Origin of the sequence: Amaricoccus tamworthensis, from assembly GCF_049800875.1 — a bacterium.
GTDB classification, from domain to species: domain Bacteria; phylum Pseudomonadota; class Alphaproteobacteria; order Rhodobacterales; family Rhodobacteraceae; genus Amaricoccus; species Amaricoccus tamworthensis.
In genome coordinates, this window is sequence record NZ_JBNAFV010000002.1 from 326,025 (window position 1) to 345,232 (window position 19,208).

At 62.9% G+C, this 19,208-nt stretch carries 16 protein-coding genes; 8 read left to right on the forward strand and 8 right to left on the reverse strand.

Annotation, left to right across the window (positions count from 1 at the left end; translation table 11 throughout):
* The first annotated feature begins 13 nt into the window (after nucleotides 1–13).
* A complete protein-coding gene (locus ACP15P_RS05910) occupies nucleotides 14–1,123 on the forward strand; it encodes a site-specific DNA-methyltransferase (protein WP_424927581.1) in 1,110 nt (369 codons plus the stop codon).
* Between the two features lie 131 nt (nucleotides 1,124–1,254).
* On the opposite strand, the gene ACP15P_RS05915 is transcribed toward ACP15P_RS05910, so the two are convergent.
* From ACP15P_RS05915 to ACP15P_RS05935, 5 genes are all read right to left on the reverse strand, one after another.
* On the reverse strand, nucleotides 1,255–1,878 hold the full coding sequence (locus tag ACP15P_RS05915; RefSeq protein ID WP_424927582.1) for a hypothetical protein: 624 nt from the start codon (nucleotides 1,876–1,878) through the stop codon (nucleotides 1,255–1,257).
* A 303-nt stretch (nucleotides 1,879–2,181) separates the two neighbouring features.
* Nucleotides 2,182–2,529: a hypothetical protein gene (locus tag ACP15P_RS05920; protein WP_424927583.1), complete on the reverse strand. Its 348-nt coding sequence runs from the start codon at nucleotides 2,527–2,529 to the stop codon at nucleotides 2,182–2,184.
* 175 nt (nucleotides 2,530–2,704) lie between these two features.
* Complete coding sequence (locus ACP15P_RS05925; protein ID WP_424927584.1) at nucleotides 2,705–6,052, reverse strand: transglutaminase family protein; 3,348 nt, start codon at nucleotides 6,050–6,052, stop codon at nucleotides 2,705–2,707.
* A gap of 135 nt (nucleotides 6,053–6,187) precedes the next feature.
* Complete coding sequence (locus ACP15P_RS05930) at nucleotides 6,188–6,544, reverse strand: hypothetical protein (RefSeq protein ID WP_424927585.1); 357 nt, start codon at nucleotides 6,542–6,544, stop codon at nucleotides 6,188–6,190.
* Between the two features lie 170 nt (nucleotides 6,545–6,714).
* Nucleotides 6,715–7,053: a hypothetical protein gene (locus ACP15P_RS05935; RefSeq protein WP_424927586.1), complete on the reverse strand. Its 339-nt coding sequence runs from the start codon at nucleotides 7,051–7,053 to the stop codon at nucleotides 6,715–6,717.
* Nucleotides 7,054–7,242: 189 nt separating this feature from the next.
* Here ACP15P_RS05935 and ACP15P_RS05940 point away from each other — a divergent pair, with 189 nt between their 5' ends.
* Both ACP15P_RS05940 and ACP15P_RS05945 read left to right on the forward strand, forming a co-directional pair.
* Nucleotides 7,243–8,352, forward strand: a complete 1,110-nt coding sequence (locus tag ACP15P_RS05940) for a metallophosphoesterase family protein (protein ID WP_424927587.1) — start codon at nucleotides 7,243–7,245, stop codon at nucleotides 8,350–8,352.
* Nucleotides 8,349–10,985, forward strand: coding sequence for an AAA family ATPase (locus ACP15P_RS05945; RefSeq protein ID WP_424927588.1), 2,637 nt, complete (start codon nucleotides 8,349–8,351; stop codon nucleotides 10,983–10,985). Before ACP15P_RS05940 ends, ACP15P_RS05945 begins: the two co-directional genes overlap by 4 nt.
* Here the strand turns inward: ACP15P_RS05945 and ACP15P_RS05950 are convergent.
* Nucleotides 10,976–11,926: a LysR family transcriptional regulator gene (locus ACP15P_RS05950; RefSeq protein ID WP_424927589.1), complete on the reverse strand. Its 951-nt coding sequence runs from the start codon at nucleotides 11,924–11,926 to the stop codon at nucleotides 10,976–10,978. The two genes, ACP15P_RS05945 and ACP15P_RS05950, sit on opposite strands and share 10 nt — an antisense overlap.
* Before the next feature lie 171 nt (nucleotides 11,927–12,097).
* Between ACP15P_RS05950 and ACP15P_RS05955 the strand changes: the two genes are divergently transcribed.
* The 4 genes from ACP15P_RS05955 to msrA all read left to right on the forward strand — a co-directional run bounded on the left by ACP15P_RS05955 (nucleotide 12,098) and on the right by msrA (nucleotide 15,897).
* Complete coding sequence (locus tag ACP15P_RS05955) at nucleotides 12,098–12,493, forward strand: hypothetical protein (protein ID WP_424927590.1); 396 nt, start codon at nucleotides 12,098–12,100, stop codon at nucleotides 12,491–12,493.
* Nucleotides 12,494–12,636: 143 nt separating this feature from the next.
* The gene (locus ACP15P_RS05960; protein ID WP_424927591.1) at nucleotides 12,637–13,881 is read left to right on the forward strand and encodes an MFS transporter; all 1,245 of its coding nucleotides are present in this window, start codon (nucleotides 12,637–12,639) and stop codon (nucleotides 13,879–13,881) included.
* A 7-nt stretch (nucleotides 13,882–13,888) separates the two neighbouring features.
* Nucleotides 13,889–15,232: an MATE family efflux transporter gene (locus ACP15P_RS05965; RefSeq protein WP_424927592.1), complete on the forward strand. Its 1,344-nt coding sequence runs from the start codon at nucleotides 13,889–13,891 to the stop codon at nucleotides 15,230–15,232.
* Between the two features lie 14 nt (nucleotides 15,233–15,246).
* A complete protein-coding gene (gene msrA, locus ACP15P_RS05970; protein ID WP_424927593.1) occupies nucleotides 15,247–15,897 on the forward strand; it encodes a peptide-methionine (S)-S-oxide reductase MsrA in 651 nt (216 codons plus the stop codon).
* Between the two features lie 12 nt (nucleotides 15,898–15,909).
* On the opposite strand, the gene ACP15P_RS05975 is transcribed toward msrA, so the two are convergent.
* On the reverse strand, nucleotides 15,910–16,398 hold the full coding sequence (locus ACP15P_RS05975; protein WP_424927594.1) for a cell wall hydrolase: 489 nt from the start codon (nucleotides 16,396–16,398) through the stop codon (nucleotides 15,910–15,912).
* A gap of 170 nt (nucleotides 16,399–16,568) precedes the next feature.
* A complete protein-coding gene (locus tag ACP15P_RS05980) occupies nucleotides 16,569–17,741 on the reverse strand; it encodes a DUF3644 domain-containing protein (RefSeq protein WP_424927595.1) in 1,173 nt (390 codons plus the stop codon).
* A 196-nt stretch (nucleotides 17,742–17,937) separates the two neighbouring features.
* Between ACP15P_RS05980 and ACP15P_RS05985 the strand changes: the two genes are divergently transcribed.
* Nucleotides 17,938–18,888: a cation diffusion facilitator family transporter gene (locus ACP15P_RS05985; protein WP_424927596.1), complete on the forward strand. Its 951-nt coding sequence runs from the start codon at nucleotides 17,938–17,940 to the stop codon at nucleotides 18,886–18,888.
* The last annotated feature ends 320 nt before the right edge of the window (nucleotides 18,889–19,208 follow it).

A 19,208-nucleotide genomic window follows, 5' to 3' on the forward strand; every position in this document is an offset into this window, starting at 1 on the left:
CAGGAGACCCCCCGTGACAAAGACCGGATCGAAGCCGCGCCCCGCCCAGTTAAAAACAGGTATTATTCACGCCGGGGACTGCATAGAGGTCATGCGGGCGTTGCCGGAAAACAGCATTGACCTGATTTTTGCCGATCCGCCCTACAACCTGCAACTCAAGGGTGAGCTTCACCGGCCCGATAACAGCCGCGTTGACGCGGTGGACGATCATTGGGACCAGTTCGCGTCCTTTGCAGCCTATGATGATTTCTCCCGCAAGTGGCTTGCCGCCGCCCGTCGTGTTCTCAAACCCAACGGGGCGATCTGGGTCATCGGCTCCTATCACAACATTTTCCGGGTCGGTACGGCGCTTCAGGATGCGGGCTTCTGGGTGCTCAACGATGTGGTGTGGCGTAAATCGAACCCGATGCCCAATTTCCGCGGCAAGCGTCTGACCAACGCCCATGAGACCATGATCTGGGCCGCCAAATCCGATCAGTCGAAATACGTCTTCAACTACGAGGCCCTCAAGGCCATGAATGACGACGTTCAGATGCGCTCCGACTGGGTCATTCCGCTCTGCACCGGCTCCGAGCGCATCAAAAACGAGGATGGCGTCAAGGCGCACCCGACCCAAAAGCCCGAAGCCCTTCTGCACCGCGTTCTCGTCGCCTCAACCCGCCCTGGCGATGTGGTTCTCGACCCGTTCTTCGGCACCGGCACCACCGGCGCGGTCGCCAAACGTCTGGGTCGTAAGTTCATCGGTATCGAGCGCGAGGCGGATTACCGCAAAATCGCCGAGAAACGCATCGCCGCGGTCCGTCCCGCCGATGCCGACGCGCTCGCCGTGACCCCCGCCAAACGCGCCGAGCCCCGCGTGCCGTTCGGCACGGTCGTCGAGCGCGGCCTGCTGGCGCCTGGCGAGAAACTCTGGTCCCTCAACGGCCGCCACACCGCCAAGATCCGCGCCGATGGCACGGTCATTTCCAGCGACGCCCGCGGCTCCATCCACCAGGTCGGCGCGGCGGTGCAGGGCGCTCCGTCCTGCAACGGCTGGACCTTCTGGCACTTCAAACGCGAGGGCAAACCCGTGCCCATCGACTACTGGCGCCAGCAGATCCGCTCGGAAATGCGCGACAGCTGACCCCTCAGACAGACCAAAGCGGCCGGAATTTCCGGCCGCTTTGCTTTTCAACCATCATACCCTTTGGACCTCGTGGCCGTCTCCGCGTCCGTCGATGCAAACGCGAACGGGACGGCCCGGTCCTGACGCTTTCAGGCCCCCACCTTAACAGCGTCAGGTGATGGAGCAGGTCCATGCTCCAAAACGTTTTGCCGCACCGCAGCCTCGCGCAACACGAAGCCCAGGCGGGGCTGGAACCGCATCAGCCAGGCCAGCACAAAACCCGAAATGGTCTCACCACCGGGCCGGCCGTAACGCTTTATGACACCGCGCATTTCCGCACGACTGACCGGCGTGGACCGCGCATCCGATGCCCTGATCTCCAGGCGCGCCAGGCCAAATCGCAGCTTCCAGGCCAGCGCCCGGACCTCATCCCAGTCCGCCTCAACCAGGCGTCGGCGGATCAGGGCCTGGCGGCATTCCTCAAACGCGTCATACGGATCGTCCGCATCGGAATGATATCCGCGCGGCTTGCCGGAGGTGAACACAATCCACAACAGCTCCCCCCGGAACGTCACCGCACGATAGGCCACATGCAGCCCGTCATCGGACACGATCCGGTTGCCCCGGTCAAAATACACCGGCACGCCATCGCCATCATCAAACTCGAAATCCCGGCCATCCGCCGCCTGGTCCCGCTCCGCAGGGGAGGCGTGTTTGCGGGCATCGGCAAGCTTGCGAAAAATACGGTCTTTCCGTGACACTGATCCAAACATCGAAAACAATTTCCTGACCATTTCGCGGTGTCCCGACGGGTGGGGTCCCATCTGATTCACACCGCTTTTTTTCATTCCGCAAAATCTGGCACGTGGCCCGGTCGCCAACTGTGATCTACATCACATTCAGGGATAAATTTGCGATTCAGCATCCGCATTTATGCAGGCTTTTCGGGAGGATAACCGCTCCACCCATGCGCGGCAGCATCCGTACCGGAACCGTTCGGTTCAGGCGGCGCAGGCATCCGCGCCCGGCCATGCCCGCCATGGGCAGTCTTTCCGGGGCAGGGGCGCCCGATTCCCTTACGCCGCCCATTCCCGCCTCCCATCCGTCCCATCCGGCGAAACCTGGCGTACGGCCTTCAGCGCAATATAGGGGCAGTGGGTCCGGCAGCTTTGGGCCCGTGTCCTGCCTTCCGTGAACACCACCCAGTGCAGTTCACCCCGAATCGTGATCGCGCGATAGGCGGCCCGTTTACCGTCCTCGGACATGACTCTCGTGCGGCGATCGAACCAGACCGGCGCGATTCCCGTGTCCGCGGACCCGAAATGCCGCGTTTCCGGGACGCCCAAATCCGACACGTCCGTGACGATGCGTCTGTCTTCTGCCAGCTTTTTCAACAGGCTGACGTGATGTTCCGTATTTGACATGATCCCCACTCCCACCGTTTTCCCTGGTCCCGTGTGACCCTGTGAAAACCTTAAGCGCGCCCCCACGCGCTCTCAGTGACCCCCATCACAGCTTAACTTAATTTGCCAAAAATTTAAACGGCCCGCCAAGCGGGCCGTGTCGGTATGGTTAACGCGGGAAAAGAGGGCGCGGGCCCTACACGAGCCCCGGCGGCCGCCGCAGATCAAGCGTCATCGGGAACTCCGGATGCGGATGCTCCGGCACCGGGGTATAGGATCCGGCCGTGTAGCCAAACGGCTCGAACCGCGCCAGCCGCCGCGCCTCGGCCTCGTTGCTGTTGACCGGGAACGTGTCGTAGTTCCGCCCGCCGGGATGCGCCACGTGATACGTACATCCCGCCACCGCGCGGCCCGTCCAGGTGTCGAACACATCGAACACCAGCGGCGCATGAACCGGCACCTCCGGGTTCAGCGCCTCGGCCGGTTTCCAAGCCTTGTAGCGCACGCCGCCCACGGCTTCGCCCGCGCTGGCCGTCTTCTTCAACGGCACCTGACGCTGGTTGCAGCACACGGTATAGCGGCCCGTATCGGCGGCATTGAGCTTCACCTGCAAACGTTCCACGGAACTGTCGGTATACCGCACCGTCCCGCCAATCGCCCCGGTTTCGCCCAGCACATGCCATGGCTCCAGCGCCTGACGCACCTCGAGGCTCACGCCGTCGGTTTCCACCTGACCGCAGAACGGGAAGCGGAACTCGAGCAGCGCCTCAAACCAGGCCGGGTCCATCTCAAACCCGTGCTGGCCCAGGTCGCGCAGAACATCCATGAAATCCTGCCAGACATAATGGGGCAGCATGAACCGGTCATGCAGGGTCGTGCCCCACCGGGTCAGCGACCCGGTCACCGGAGATTTCCACATCCGCGCGATCAGCGCCCGCACCAGCAACTGCTGCGCCAGCGACATGCGCGGATTTGGCGGCATCTCAAAGCCCCGGAACTCCACCAGCCCCAGACGGCCCGTGGGCCCGTCCGGCGAGTAAAGCTTGTCGATACAGATCTCCGCCCGGTGGGTGTTGCCGGTCACATCCGTCAGAATGTTGCGCAGCAGCCGGTCCGTCATCCAGGGCGCGCTCGGCTCGCCCTGCCCAGGCGCCTGTATCCGTGCCAGGGCAATTTCCAGCTCATAGAGCGTGTCATGCCGCGCCTCGTCCACCCGTGGGGCCTGGCTCGTCGGCCCGATGAACAGCCCCGAGAACAGATACGAGATCGACGGATGCCTCTGCCAGTGCAGGATAATGCTCTTGAGCAGATCCGGCCGCCGCAGGAACGGGCTGTCGAGCGTCGTCGCCCCGCCCACCACCACATGGTTGCCGCCGCCCGTGCCGGTATGCTTGCCGTCGATCATGAACTTGTCGGTGCCAAGCCGCACCTGGCGGGCGTCCTCGTACACACCTTCCGTGATCGCCACACACTCGTCCCAGTTCGAGGCGGGATGAATGTTGACCTCCAGAACACCCGGATCGGGCGCCACCCGGATCACGTTCATGCGCGGATCTGACGGGGGCGAATAGCCCTCGATATGCACCTCCAGCCCGGCCTCCGCCGCCGCAGCCTCCGCCGCCGTGACGAGTTCCAGGTAATCCTCCAGCCGTTCAACCGGGGGCATGAACACGCAAAGCCGCCCGTCGCGCGGCTCCACAGACAGGGCCGTGCGCACCACGCCCTCAATGCCACTGTCCTCCTGCTCCCGCACATCCTGACGTACGGATTCCGCATCGCCCGACACTTCCGACACCGGCTGCTGCCGCTCATAGGCGGAGCGGCGGTGGGTAATGATGTCGTCAAAATCGGGCAGGGGGTCGCGGTTCACCGTCGGGTCCACAACATGTGTATAGGGATAGTCCGAGGCGGGCACATGCGGCAGCTTGCCAAGCGGCAGCCGGAATCCGACCGGGCTGTCCCCAGGGATCAGGAACAGATGCCCGCGCCGCAGCGTCCAGCGCTCCGTCCGCCACTTGCGCCCCATGGCCCGGCTCTGCCAGGCCTGCACCGGCAGGATATAGCCCGACGGCTCCGTCAGCCCGCGCTCAAACACCCGCGCCAGCCGGTTTCGCGCCTCCGCGTCCTTCAGCTCCGAATTTTCCGGCGTCACGTTATCCGGCAGATCCGCCTCACGCAGGATCCACTCCGCCGGATCCTCAAAGGCCGGCACCACGTATTCCGGCGTCAGATCGAGATTCTCCGCAATCCCCCGAAGCAGCGTCTTCGCGTCCTCCGGACCCACCTCTTTCGACCCGGCCTCACTGGCGATCAGGTCGGGGTTCTTCCAGATCGGCTTGCCATCCTTCCGCCAGTAAAGCGAAAACGTCCAGCGCGGCAGGCTCTCACCCGGATACCACTTGCCCTGACCGTAATGCAGGAACCCGCCCGGCGCGAACCGCTCGCGCAGTTTGCGGATCAACTCGTCGGCCAGCCCGCGCTTGGTCGGGCCAACCGCATCGGTGTTCCACTCGCCGCTCTCGAAATCATCGATCGACACGAATGTCGGCTCACCGCCCATGGTCAGCCTGACGTCGCCTTCCTCCAGGGCCTCATCGACCTTGCGCCCCAGCGCGTTCAGCGCGTCCCAGGCCTCGTCCGAGAACGGCTTAGTAATGCGCGGATGCTCCGCCACCCGGTCGATTTTCATGTCAAAGCTGAAATCAACCTCGGCCGGGCTCGCCAGGCCCGAAATGGGTGCGGCATTGCTGTAATGCGGCGTCGCCGCCAGCGGCACATGGCTCTCACCGGTCAGCAAACCGGAGGTCGGGTCCAGCCCGATCCAGCCCGCACCCGGCAGAAACACCTCACACCACGCATGCAGGTCGGTAAAGTCATGATCCGTGCCCGGAGGCCCGTCCAAAGCCACCAGGTCAGGCTTCAGCTGAATGAGATACCCCGACACAAACCGCGCCGCGAGCCCAAGATGGCGCAGCACCTGCACCAGCAGCCAGCTCGAATCCCGGCAGGACGCCGTCCCGCGCTCCAGCGACTCCTCCGGCGTCTGCACACCGGGCTCCATGCGGATCACATAGCCCAAGGTCGCCTGGATCTTGGCGTTCAGCCCGACCACAAAATCCACCGTGCGCATTTTGTCGCGCGGAATGTCATCCAGGAACGCCTGCAACCGCGGTCCGACCGGCTCGGTCTTCAGGTAAATCTTCAGATCGTCCCGGATCTCTTCCGGATACTCAAACGGCCATTCCTCCGCCGCCTCCTCCACGAAGAAGTCAAACGGGTTGTAGACCGTCATGTCCGCGACCAGGTCGACCTCGATCTTGAACTCGCGCACCGGCTCGGGAAACACAAACCGTGCCTGCCAGTTCCCATAGGGGTCCTGCTGGTAGTTCACGAAATGCTCGGACGGCGTGACCTTCAGCGAATGGGACAGAACCCGCGTCCGCGAATGCGGCGCGGGCCTGAGCCGGATGATTTGCGGCCCCAGTGAAACCGGTCTGTCATATCTGTAATGCGTGAGATGATAGACACCCGCCGTAATCGCCATTTCCGGACCCCGTACTGTTGAACACCCACCAATGGGTCTCACAAAAAATGCGGCAGTACCACGACTTAATTGCCCCGGCCGGTCACCTGGCGGAACTGTGCGTAAAGTTAGGTCTACAACAGCTCAAAAACGCTGCTAAATATGCACAATCGGTCTGCATTCCTCGACTTTTTGCGCCACCTCCCCGTACGTGACGCCACTCTCGACTATCCGGTCAAGTCGATTGTCGAGAATACGGTACGTGTTGGCATAGTTGAAATTGTCACCCTTGTTCTGGATTTCACCGGCCAGCCTGGTGCCCACGTCCTGAAGCTCCTGATCCGAGATTTCGCCTTCATTGGCGCGTGCGTTGGCATCCAGCCAAATGTAAGCGATGCAATCCGATCTGTTCAGCTCATCAGCCCCACCGGAGGCGCTCTCGACGCCGCCCTCCGTGCAGGAAACCAGTGTGAACAGTGCGGCGGCGGAGGCGGCGGCAGTGTAAATTTTCATGTCGGTCACATCCAAATTACAAAGTAAAAAGAAATTGGGACCGGTATTGAAACCCAATACCAAAATCAACTCAACCGTGCAGCGATGTAATCGCGAAAGTTTTTCGCCCTTTTATAACACCGGGACTGTTTCAACCGGGCCGCAACAGATCATGCGTCCCGCAAAAACCCTCAGAGTGTCCCCGGAATGGCACAGGCCTCCGCCCGCGCCGTAATCTCCGCCTGGGACGGCTCCGTGGCGGACAGCTCCTCAACCCGCGCGATCAGACGCCGCATCTGACGGTTGAAATCCCGTCCCGAAACGCTCGCGTTGAACTGCTTGATCAGCGCGTCGCGCCGCGCGTCAATCTCCGCCGCCGGAACATTGCCGCGCCCCTCATCCGAATAGAGCTTCAGATACACCCAGGCGAAGCAGTCGATCTCTGCGGCGCTGCCACCTTGGCCATCACCGGCCTCGCAGGACATGAGAAAAGCTGCGGCGCACAGCAGCATACGGACAGGTTTAAACAACGGTTTCGGCATCCGGTCACTGGATCGGCAAATTTCGGGCTGGAGCGTCAGTGAACCCCAATTCACCGGCCAACTCAACCGCGAACCGACGCCGCGCCAAAGGATGTGAGGTGACGGCCCGCAAGCGCTTGATCTTTGCCCATAATGTAACCAGGTTGAAAACCCCTTGGATCACGTGCCGTATTCCGATTGACCCGTTTCATTCACACCTCCGACATTCACCTTGGCCGGCGTTTCGGACGCTACCCCGAAGCCCTGCGCAACCGCCTGACCGAGGCCCGCCAGACCGCGCTTTCGCGCATTGCCGACGCCGCCCGCGCGCACCAGGCCGAATTCATCCTCGTGGCCGGTGACCTCTTCGACACCGCCACGCCGTCCCCCCGCACCATCGCCCACGCCCTGGAGATTCTGAACGAGGACCAGGCCCTCACCTGGGTCATCATTCCCGGCAATCACGACCCGTTTTCCTCGGATGAACTCTGGACCCGCGTGCGCGCTTCCGCCGGCCCCAACATCCACATCGCCAGCGAGCCCGCACCGCTCAATATCGGCAGCGCCACAATCCTGCCCGCGCCACTCCTCAGCAAAAACACCGCGCTCGATCTGACCGCCTGGATGGACACCTGCGACACGTCCGCAGACCGCACCCGCATCGGCCTCGCCCATGGTGCCATCGTCGATTTCGGCGACGGGGAGGGGCAGGGCATCATCGACCCCGTCCGCGCCACATCCGCGCGGCTCGATTACCTCGCCCTCGGTGACTGGCACGGCCAGCGCCAGGTCAAGCCCCGCACCTGGTACAGCGGCACGCCCGAACCCGACCGGTTCCGCCACGACGCCCCCGGCCAGGTCCTTGCCGTAACCGTGGATGCCCCCGGCGCGCAGGCCCAGGTGACACCGGTCGAGACCGGCGCGTTCCTCTGGCGCGACATGGCCCTCGACATCGTGCCCGGCATGGCCCCCGCCGACACGCTCCGCACGCGCCTGCCCGAAGGCACCCGCCGCCAGACCCTCCTGCGCCTCGCCGTCACCGGCCGCAGCGATCTCGCCGGAAAACTCGCCCTCTCCGACATCGTCCGCGAGGTCACTCCCGAATTCGCCTGGGTCGATTTCGACGACACAGGCCTGGCCGTCGAATACGACGCCGCCGATCTTGACGGTATCGACCTCGCCGGTGCCCTGCGCGAGGCCGCGTCCGAACTTCTGGCCGAGGCTTCCGATACGGCCCTTTCGGAGGCCGACCGCAAGGTCGCCGGGGCCGCCCTCACGCGGCTTTATTCGATCGCGGGGTCCCTATGAAACTCCGCGCCCTGCGCCTGTGGAACACCCGCCGTTTCGACGGCCGTGGCGTCGCCATCGAGAATATCGGCAACGGCGTCTCCGTCCTCTCCGCCCCAAACGAGAGCGGCAAATCCACCGCGCTCGACGCCATGGAAACCGCGCTCTTCACCAAGCACGACAGCCGCGCCGCTCCGGTCAAATCGCTCAGCCCCCACAGCGGCGGCAGCCCCCTGATCGAACTCGACATCGAAACCCGCGACGGCCTCTTCCGCATCCGCAAACGCTTCCTGCGCCAGTCCACCGCCTCCGTCACCGATCTCGCCACCTCCCGCATCGTGGCCCAGGGCGCCGACGCCGAAAACTGGATCGAACGCGAAATCCGCGACGGCATGCACGGCCCCACCGGCCTTCTCTGGGTCAAGCAGGGCATTACCGCGTTCGACACCTCCGGCAAAAAGGAGATGGAGGAGGAGCGCAAAACCCGCGAGACCATCGTCACCTCCGTCACCGGCGAGGTCGAAACCCTCACCGGCGGCCGCCGCATGACCCGCGTGCTGGCCGAGGTCAAAGGCGCGCTCGACGCGCAGATCGTCCAGAGCGGCCGTGCCAAAACCGGCAGCCCCTACGACCAGGCCGAGAAGGAAGTCGCGTCCCTCACGGAGGAAACCGCCGCGCTTGAGGCCAAACTCAACCTCCTGCGCGACGAACTCCTGTCCCGTGCCCGGCTCCGCGAGACCCTCGACAAACTCACCGATCCCGAGGCCATCCGCGCCCGCATCGAGGCCGCCCGCACCGCCGGCGACGCCCTGACCGCCGCGCAGAGCCACGCCCGCACGCTCGAGGACGCCCAAAAAACCGAGCAGCTCGCCCGCACCAAACTCGACGCAGCCCAAGGCCGCCTCGGCAGCTTCCGCACGGCCCTCAGTGACGCCGCCAAAGCCGCAAAAGACCTGGCCGAGGTCAAAACCCGCCTTGAGGCCGCCAACACCCGCAACGCGGAGGCCACCAAAGCCCAGGACAGCGCCAGCCGCGCCCTCGCAACGCTGGCCGCCGCCCGTACGGATGCGGAAAACGCGCACAAACAGGCCATACGCGTGGCCCTCTCCGCCCAGCACCGCGACCGCCACCGGACAGCCCTTGAAAACCTCTCCCGCGCCGACGCCGCCCGCATCCGCTTCGAGACTGCCGCCGCCAAAGCCAAAACCATCCCCGTCGACGCCGACACGCTCGCCCGCCTGCGCACGCTCTCATCCGACCTCGACCGCCAGCGCGAACAGGTCGCCTCCGGCGCCGCCCGCATCCGCATGGACTACGCGCCGGATGCCGTGGCCAAAATCTTCCACGACGACGAACCACTGGCGGATGGCCGCGACACCCCCCTGACCGGTCCCGTCACCCTCAACATCGCCGGCTACGGCGAGCTCACCATCACTCCCGGCCGCAGCGACACCGACGCCCGCAACCCCAACGCGACCGCCAAAACCCTCGCGGACGCGCTTGCCAAAACCGGTGCGGATGACCTCGCCGCTGCCGAAACCCTCCTGCGCGAAAAAACCACGGCCATTGATGCCGCCCGCGACGCCCAGGCCGAGCTTCGCGCCCTCGCACCCGACGGCATCGACGCCCTGCGCCAGGAGGTCACGCGCCTCGCCTCGCTCATCCCCGACGACACCGGCGACCACCCCGACCCGGAAACGACCGAGGCCGCCATGACTGCCGCCCGTGAGGCCTTCGACGCGGGAGAGGCCAAACTCGAACAGGCCCGCGCCGCCCTGAAATCCGCCAGCGAAACCCTCTGGCACCTCAAATCAGAGGCCCGCACGCTCTCCGAACGCCTGACCACCCTCGACCACGATCTCGGCCCGCAGGACCAGCGCGCCGACACGCTCGCGGAGCTTGAAAAAACCGTCACCGACCTGACCCGCGCGCACATGGAGGCCGCCCAGGCCGTCCAGCGTCTCTCCGCCTCAGCCCCCGACCTCGCCGCCGTGACCGCCGCCGCCAACCGCACCAAAGCGGTCATGGAAAACGCCGAGCTGAAAATCCAGCAGACCCGCACGGAACTCGCCAAACTCGACGGCAGCATCGCCTCCCGCGCCGATGAGGGGCTGGAGGAAACCCATTTTGAGACCAAAGGCCGGCTCCAGGCCGCCCAAACCCATCTCGCCCATATCGAACACGAAATCGCCGTCCTCAAACGCCTCCACGCGGCTCTCGAAAAAGCCCGCGCCAACGCCGCCGAGCGCTACCTCGCGCCCGTCATCACTGAGCTCGCGCCGCTCCTCTCCATGCTTCTCGGCGACGCCGAAATCCGCTTCGACGAGACAACCTTGCTCCCCACCACGGTCGAGCGCGGCCCGGTGACCGAGGACATCTCGATCCTCAGCGGCGGCATGCGCGAACAGCTCGCCATCCTCACGCGCCTCGCCTTCGCCCGCCTGCTGGCCCGCGACGGCCGCCACGTTCCGGTGATCCTCGACGACCCGCTGGTCTTCACCGACGACGCCCGCATCGCGGCCATGTTCGACGTGCTCCACCGCACCGCCCAGGACCTCCAGATCGTCGTGCTGACCTGCCACGAAACCGTCTTCCGCCAGCTTGGCGCGACGGACCTCACCTTCACAGACTGGACGCCCAAAGATCAGCCCTGATCCGGCCCCTCATCCAGAGGCTGCAACACCCGCATCACCTGATCGCGCAGCCACATATGCGGCGGGCTCGAAGAATACCGCCTGTGCCAGACCATGATGATCTCCGCCCGCGCCACCCGCACCGGCGGCACGAAAATATCGAGCCCCGCAGCCTCCGCCACCCGCTCGGCCAAAGCGGTCGGCAGCAGCGCAATCAGATCCGATCCGGCCACCGAGCGGTAAATGCCGGAGAATACCGGCATGGTCATCACCACATTGCGGCTCCGCCCCACCCGCGCCAGCGCCAGATCCGCCACCGCGCTGTTCCGCCCCTCCGGCGAGAACATCACATGCCGCAGGTCACAGTAAAGATCGAGCGGCACCATACCCCCCGGTCCAATCCCCGCCGCCGCCAACCCTGGATGCCCCTTGCGCGCAATCAGCGAAAACGACGAGTAGAACACCGTCCGGGACTCGATCCAGCCCGTCATGGACGCGGTCGGCATCAGCGCCAGATCCACCACCCCATGTTCCAGCGTATCCACGTACCGGTCCGGCACCAGGTCCACCAGATGCACCCGCGTCTGCGGTGCCACCTTCGAGAACACCCGCCCCAGTTCGGGCATTAGCAGTTCCGCGAAATAGTCACTCCCGGAAACCGTAAACGACAAGGTCGACGCGGCGGGATCAAACGCGCCGGGACTGCTGACAAGCGCCTCCACATCCTCCAATATCCGCCGCAGCGGCGCCTCCAGCGACCGCGCATACTCCGTGGGCTCCAGCCCCTGACCCCGGCGAAAAAACAGCTGGTCCCCCAGGCTTGTCCTGAGCCGCCCCAAAGCCGCTGACACCGCCGGCTGCGACAGCCCCACACGCCGCCCGGCCCGCACCGTCGAATGCTCGGTCAACAGCGCATCAAGAACACGCAGAAGGTTCAGGTCCAGCCCGGATAAATTTGCCATGTGAATTACTGTAATACATTCAATCAATTTTTTATATGGCCTGTAATCTGGTAAATTTACGGCTCACCAGTGGCATTGTTACCAGTAGACGTTGGGAGGAAATAATATGATCTACTCGAATACGACCCCGCTCGGGGCACCGCGCTTTTTCGCAAAACGGGATGCCGCGCCATGCTGAAATCCATCCCGACCCGCTTCTTTGCCACATCCGCCGTCTTTGCCCTGATCGGCATGATCTGGGGCATCCAGATGTCGATAAGCCACAACCACACGCTGTCACCGGCCCATGCCCATCTCAACCTGATCGGTTTCGTGATCATGGCCGTCTATGGCGTCTACTACGCCCTGACCCCGGCCGCCGGCGCATCCAGGGCCGCCGGCATCCACTACTGGCTCACGTTCGCGGCGGTCGTCGTCATGACACCCGGCATCGCGCTGGCAATCACCGAAAACGGCGAGGCCCCCGCAGCCATCGGTTCCATCCTCGCTCTCATTTCCATGGGCATGTTCCTGCGCGTCATCCTCCGCCACGGCGTTGGAGCCCTACACGCCGGGACCACCCCCTGACCCAGCCCGCCGGCGGCTTCCCTCCGCCGGCCCCCAACGAAACGGCGCTGTTCATTTCGCGCAACCTGTGACAAGGAAACGCGGGCAGGGGGACCGTCCGTATTTTCCGCGCGTGTCCCGACCAACAGGACGGACCCGCAACAATGGCCGGCAGGCACCACCAGACCATGCCCATCGCCGAGGCGCGCGCACTCCCGCTGATGCGCGGGCCCGCGGGCATGCTCATCATCATGGCCGCCGCCCAGCCGCTCGCTTTCTCCGTCTGGGTGGCGCTCCTGAACAATTTCGTGGTGGAACGCGCGGGCTTTACCGGTGTCGAGATCGGCTGGCTTCAGACCGTGCGCGAGATCCCAGGCTTTCTCGCCGTCGGCGTGATCTTCCTGCTCCTGCTCGTACGCGAACAGAGGTTCGCCCTGATCTGCCTCGCCATGCTGGGCCTCGCCGTCTCCGTCACAGCCATGTTTCCCAGCTTCCAGGGGCTGCTGATCACCACCCTGATCGGCTCCATCGGCTTCCACTACTACGAGACCGCCAACCAGTCGCTCCAGCTGCAATGGCTGACCCGTGAGGAAGCCCCCATCGTACTTGGCCGCCTCATCGCCGTCGCCGCCGCCTCGTCCTTTGCGGCCTACGGTTTGATCCTGCTTCTGTGGAGCCTGCTCGATATGGGCTATGGCGTGATCTATGCCGTCTCCGGTCTGCTGACCGCCGCCGCAGCCCTCTTCTGCCGCTTATACTACCCCACCTTCAAAACCCCGGTCCAGCAGCGCCAGAGCATCGTCCTGCGCCGCCGCTACTGGCTCTACTACCTGCTCGAATTCATGTCCGGGGCCCGGCGCCAGATCTTCGTGGTCTTCGCGGCCTTCATGATGGTCGAACGCTTCGGCTTTTCCGTGCCGATGGTCACCGGCCTGATGATGGTGACCTTCGCCATGAACGTGGTCATCGCCCCCATCATCGGCCGCATGGTCGCAAATCTCGGCGAACGCACGGCGCTGCTCATCGAGTATTTCGGGCTCCTCTTTGTCTTCCTCGCCTATGGCTGGGTCTATCTCTTCGGCTGGGGCGCGGTCATCGGCGCGCTGCTCTACCTCGTCGATCACGCGCTCTTCGCCCTTTCGCTCAGCCTCAAGACCTATTTCCAGAAAATCGCCGACCCCGCCGACATGGCCCCCAGCATGGCCGTGGCCTTTTCCATCAACCACATTGCCGCCGTGTTCCTGCCCGCGGCCCTGGGCTACCTCTGGATCGTCAACCCGTCGGCGGTGTTTTACCTCGGCGCGGGCCTTGCCGCCTGTTCCATCCTGCTCTCCGCCCTGATACCCAGACACCCCGCGCCCGGCCACGAGACCATCCTCACAAGGCGCGGCGTCAGCATCGCGGAATAGGATCAACATGGCCCAGGGCGCAAAATTCCTTCACGGCCGCACCATGCGCCATGTCATCGAGATGACCCTGACCGGCGCCACCGGCCTGACCTTCATGTTCCTGGTGGACGCGGCCGCCCTGTTCTGGGTCTCCAAACTCGATGACCCCACACTGCTGGCCGCGCTCGGGTTCGCCTGGACCATCATGTTTTTTGCCGTGGGCAGCAGCATAGGCCTCGCGATCGCCGCCACGGCGCTCGTCAGCCGCGGGATAGGGCAGGGCGAACGCGCCAATGCCCGCCGCACGGCCAGTTCGGCACTGATCATCTCCTTCGCCATCCAGTTCACAATCGCGGCCCTGATGTTCACCTTCCGCGACGCGCTTGTCGGTCTCGCCGGAGCAACGGGCGAGACACGGACCATCGCCGTGCGCTACCTGGGCTTCATCATGCCCTCCATTCCGCTGATCGCGCTGGGCATGGTCGGCAGCTCCATCCTGCGCGCCCTCGGCGACGGCTGGCGCTCCATGTCCGTCACCCTGGCCGCCGGTGCCATAGCGGTAACCCTCGACCCTCTGTTCATCCTGTATTTTGGTCTCGGCATCGACGGCGCGGCTCTGGTTCTCGTCCTGTCGCGCACGGTGACCGCGGCGCTGGCCATCTGGTATCTCGTCCGGGTGCACAAAATGCTCGCGCCGGTCAGGCTCTCCGACATCACCCGCATCATCCCCGCCTTCTTCGCCATTGCTCTGCCGGGCTCCCTGACACAGCTCTCCACCCCCTGCGGCAACATGCTGCTGACCTGGCTCGTCTCCCGCCATGGCGACGGCGCGGTCGCGGGCTGGATCGTGGTCTCCCGCGTCTCCATGCTGGCTTTCGGCGGCATCTTCGCGCTCTCCGGCGCCATCGGTGGCATCATCGGCCAGAACTACGGAGCTAACCTTCTCGACCGGGTGCGCAGTACCTATCGCGACGCCCTCATCTTCGTGGCCTGCTACACCTGCATCGCCTGGTGCATCCTGTTCCTCACCCGCCATTTCGTCGCGGACATGTTCCAGCTCTCCGGCGACGGGCTCGACGTCTACCTCGCCTTCGCGGGCCTCGCCGCGGGCGGCTTCGTGTTCAACGGATCTCTCTTCTGTGCCAACGCCGCGTTCAACACTTTGGGAAAACCGCTCTGGTCGACGGGTTTTAACTGGATGCGGGACGCATTAGTTATGTTTCCACTTGCATGGGCTCTCTCATCATGGATTGGTGGACCCGGTGCAGTATATGGACAGTCCATGGCCGGCGTAATTGTAGGTGCGGCGGCGGCCATGGCAGGGTGGCGCTATGTCTCCGGGCTGGAGAGGGCGCGGCCCGTGCAGCTTTAAAGGGACAAAGACACTTGGAATTTGGAAATCTGCTGAAATCCGTTCTGAACGCAGGCACCTCCGAGATACCCGACCGGGACGAGCCGCTGGAAACCGCGGACACCCACGCGGTCAATGGACGCCCGCTCAAGGGGCCGTATCCCGACCATACCGAATCCATCTATTTCGCAATGGGATGCTTCTGGTGGGCCGAGAAACTGTTCTGGGAAACACCCGGCGTCTGGGTCACGGCCGTGGGCTACACCGCCGGCACCGTCGCCAACCCGACCTATGGCGAGGTTTCCACCGACCGCACCAGCCATTGCGAGGCGGTTCTCGTGGTCTATGACCCCGCCCGCATTTCCACGTCCGACCTGATGCGCCTCTTCTGGGAAAAACACGACCCCACCCAGGGCATGCGCCAGGGCACCGATGTGGGAACCCGCTTCCGCTCCGGCATCTTCTTCACCAATGAGGAACAGCAGCACGCCGCAATGGAATCGCGCGACCTTTACCAGATGGAGCTTGTGGCGGCCGGACTGGGCTCAATCACCACCGAGATCAAACCGGCCACCGACTTCTATTTCGCCGAGGAACAGTACCAGCAGTATCTCCACAAACAGCCCGAAAGGCTGGGCGAGACGCGGGGAACCGGTATTGTCTTCCCGGTCCGCCACAACGCCTGACGCGCCCGGGCGTCACCTGTAGAAGATGTTGCCGCCGAATTTGCCCACGCGCTTGCGCGTGCTGAACCAGCCCGGCTCGATCCCGGCGGAATGGAAGAACAAGGCCCCATTGGTAATATCCGGCGCCCCCGACAGAACCTGTTGCGCCGTCTTCAGCGCCCGCGCCCGGGCTTCATCATGGCTCAGTTCCTCGGGCACCCCGTCGCAACGGTAGGAAAACTGGCACTTGTCGTCAATGACGGCACAGACCGTATCCGGAAACTCATCGCTCTCCGCCCGGTTTTGGATGACATGCCCCACGGCCCGTGTGCCTTCGGCACCGGTGCCCCGCGCCTCGAAGTAAATGGCCTCGGCCATGCAGTTCACATCCCGTGTGTTCGGCTCGACAAGCTCCGCCGGTCGGCCTTCCGACCGGGAGAGGGGGGCCGCCTCAGTATCGGCCGGCGGCTGCGCGCATCCCGCGACAAGTCCACAGACCGCCAAAATACCAGTAAAACGCAAAGTACGCTCCGTTGTAGTTGCCGACTTCCAATATTCCTTCCTGAAACATTAACAAGACGTGAAGACGATCCGTTCCGTTCACCTTCCCGTATGGGCGGAATTTGGCCTGGGGGCAAAAACGACCACGGAGTATGGCTCCGGCCCATAACCGAACATTAGGCCGCGGTTTCTTAACGGGTCCATCCTTCGTCGAGTTTTTCAATAACCTTCTCAAACCATCCTTCATACCAATACCACTGACCCGCAATCTCGACTCCATAGCCTTTCCCTGGATTACGGGCGTCGAGCTGGTTAACGAGCTGTGTATGGTCGTAGATCGCAAACTTTTTAAAGCCAGCTGCCTTTGCCTTTGCCACAATCTCAGTAGGTCGATATTTTGGCCGCTCCGTCTCTTTCAGCAGCACTCTTTCAACACTATCGGCTTCCGGTGTGCCGGGTTTGACGAACTCAATAGCCAAATCGGATTTTGAAGCCTTTCCTGCGACTTTTGGTACAAACGCGACCCGAAATCGAAACTTGGGATCGGCCTGCTCTTCATCGGTCAAGCCATTGTGAAAATCATTCATCGCGGCCGTAATATTGGTTGGCAAGTTCTTGCCAACCAAGCTGGACCTTTGCGCTCCATCAAAGGTTACGAATTGAAGTGCTATTGGCAGGCGCTTTTCGAGTGCAAATTCTTTTCCAAAAAGGGTTTTGATAGCGTCATTGAAGTTGATGCAACATGCTTGCAGCTTTGCGCTGAGAGCGTCGTCAATTCGGTCGGTTGATTGATGTTCAATCTCATGGCGGATCTCTGTCAGAAAGTTCAGATTATCAACGACACCCTTTTCAATCGGACATTTGTCGTAAGAGAGGCATTGGCCTAATTCCCAGAACTTATCTGCACCATGTTTTGTTTTCTGTACGACTCCTGCTTTTTTGTATCGATAATCGACGCCTTCCCGCTTGTAGTAGGCGTGCAATAGATACGTCCATGCAATGACGCTTGTGACGATGAAAAGTTCGGCGCGAAAAAACAAACCGGCGCTGTTAAAAGTATGAACAGCCGCAATCATGGCTTCTCTAGCCTTGATTAGCAATTCGTCTCCTTTAAGGTGAAGGCCAGTTGCTGGGTCTATGTCCGGCCATGCACTAAGAAAAGCGTCCAGTTCTTCGTCGCTCGCCGCTTTAATAGCGGCATGCATTTTGCCATCTTTAATCTGGGATATCCGGGCTTGATTCACGGATCTTGTCGGTCTCGAAAAATAGGCATGAACGTCTTGCGGGACATAGTTCCGTTGTAGCAATGCTTTGACAATTGCCACTTCCCACTTTTCCAGTGTTTTTCCGGTTTTACGGGCCAATTATTATGATCCTTTTGTCTTTAGGGGTTCGATGCAATGAATTTTGGAATAGGTATTCGACGATAAAGTCAGTTTTTGACGGAGTGGTCAAAGTCGCCAGAATTTGGATGTCCAAAAACAATTGCCCGCATTCCGTTTGCACCGCACCCGCCTTTGCGGTCAGATACCCCAAACCAAACGGGCAGAGGGACAGAACATGGCAGGTGGATCGACCAAAGTGGTCCTGGCGGCACTCATCGGCAACGGCCTCATCGCGGTCACGAAATTCGCGGCCTCCGCCGTCACGGGCTCCTCCGCGATGTTCGCCGAGGCCGTGCATTCCGTCGTCGACACCGGCAACCAGGGCCTGCTCCTCTTTGGCATGAAGCGCTCCAGCCGTCCGGCGGATGAGTACCATCCCTTCGGCTACGGCAAGGAGATCTATTTCTGGGCCTTCGTGGTCGCGATCATCCTCTTCGCGCTGGGCGCGGGCTTCTCGCTCTACGAGGGCATCCACAAACTCGGCAACCCGCACCCCATCGAGAACGCCTTCTGGAACTACATTGTCCTCGGCCTCGCGCTGGTCTTTGAGGGCATTGCCTGGACCGTCGCCTGGCGCGAGTTCAATGCCCGCCGCGGCGACACCCCCATGTGGCAGGCCGTGCGCGACTCCAAGGATCCCGCACTCTTCACCGTGCTGTTCGAGGACACTGCCGCCATCCTCGGCCTCATCACCGCCGCTATCGGCGTCTTCTGCGCCGACCGGCTCGGTCTCGTCTGGGCCGACGGCGTCGCCACCATCGTCATCGGCTGCATCCTGGGCCTCGCCGCCGTGCTGCTGTCCATCGAGACCAAGAGCCTGCTGATCGGGGAGGCGGCTTCCCCTGAAATGGTCTCCGAAATCATCACAATCACCGACGACGCCCCCTTCGTGGAGCTGGTAAACGAGGTCCGCACCGTCCATTTCGGCCCTGAGGGCGTGCTGGTGAACATCTCCGTCGACGCCGATGACAGCCTCTCCGCCGCTGACGTCGAAACCGGCGTCTCCACTCTCGAAGACCGCATCCGCGACCGCTTCCCCGAGGTCTCCAACATCTTCATCGAAATCCAGCGCGCCGACGAGGCCGACGCCTCCCCCATCACCCAAACCGCCGAAATCCCCACCTGAAGCGGGGGCGCGAACCCACCGGCTCTCCCGGCGTGTCGGCACGACACGCCATGCCCGACTTTCCCCCCGGGAGGGCATCCCGACGTTGGTAAAAACTCAATGGTTTCGGGAATTAGAGCGACCCGCGTTGAACCAGCGTGTCGAAGCCCTCCCAAAGTCGGACATGGCGCGTCCCGCCTCGTGTCAGGATCTAACCCCATCACATGCTCGCCTCTCGACACCCAATGCCAGGTTTTCTTGCCGGATCGTTTGCCTCGACATTTGACTCAAAAAAACCGTGGCTAGCGAATTCTGAACCGTCCGCGCAGCCCTGCGACAAT

Bases quoted from the DNA above. Each gene is read 5' to 3' on its own strand.
- ACP15P_RS05915 (WP_424927582.1), bottom strand. From the start codon at position 1,878: ATGTTTGGATCAGTGTCACGGAAAGACCGTATTTTTCGCAAGCTTGCC.
- ACP15P_RS05920 (WP_424927583.1), bottom strand. From the start codon at position 2,529: ATGTCAAATACGGAACATCACGTCAGCCTGTTGAAAAAGCTGGCAGAA.
- ACP15P_RS05925 (WP_424927584.1), bottom strand. From the start codon at position 6,052: ATGGCGATTACGGCGGGTGTCTATCATCTCACGCATTACAGATATGAC.
- ACP15P_RS05930 (WP_424927585.1), bottom strand. From the start codon at position 6,544: ATGAAAATTTACACTGCCGCCGCCTCCGCCGCCGCACTGTTCACACTG.
- ACP15P_RS05945 (WP_424927588.1), top strand. From the start codon at position 8,349: ATGAAACTCCGCGCCCTGCGCCTGTGGAACACCCGCCGTTTCGACGGC.
- ACP15P_RS05950 (WP_424927589.1), bottom strand. From the start codon at position 11,926: ATGGCAAATTTATCCGGGCTGGACCTGAACCTTCTGCGTGTTCTTGAT.
- ACP15P_RS05955 (WP_424927590.1), top strand. From the start codon at position 12,098: ATGCTGAAATCCATCCCGACCCGCTTCTTTGCCACATCCGCCGTCTTT.
- ACP15P_RS05960 (WP_424927591.1), top strand. From the start codon at position 12,637: ATGGCCGGCAGGCACCACCAGACCATGCCCATCGCCGAGGCGCGCGCA.
- ACP15P_RS05965 (WP_424927592.1), top strand. From the start codon at position 13,889: ATGGCCCAGGGCGCAAAATTCCTTCACGGCCGCACCATGCGCCATGTC.
- ACP15P_RS05985 (WP_424927596.1), top strand. From the start codon at position 17,938: ATGGCAGGTGGATCGACCAAAGTGGTCCTGGCGGCACTCATCGGCAAC.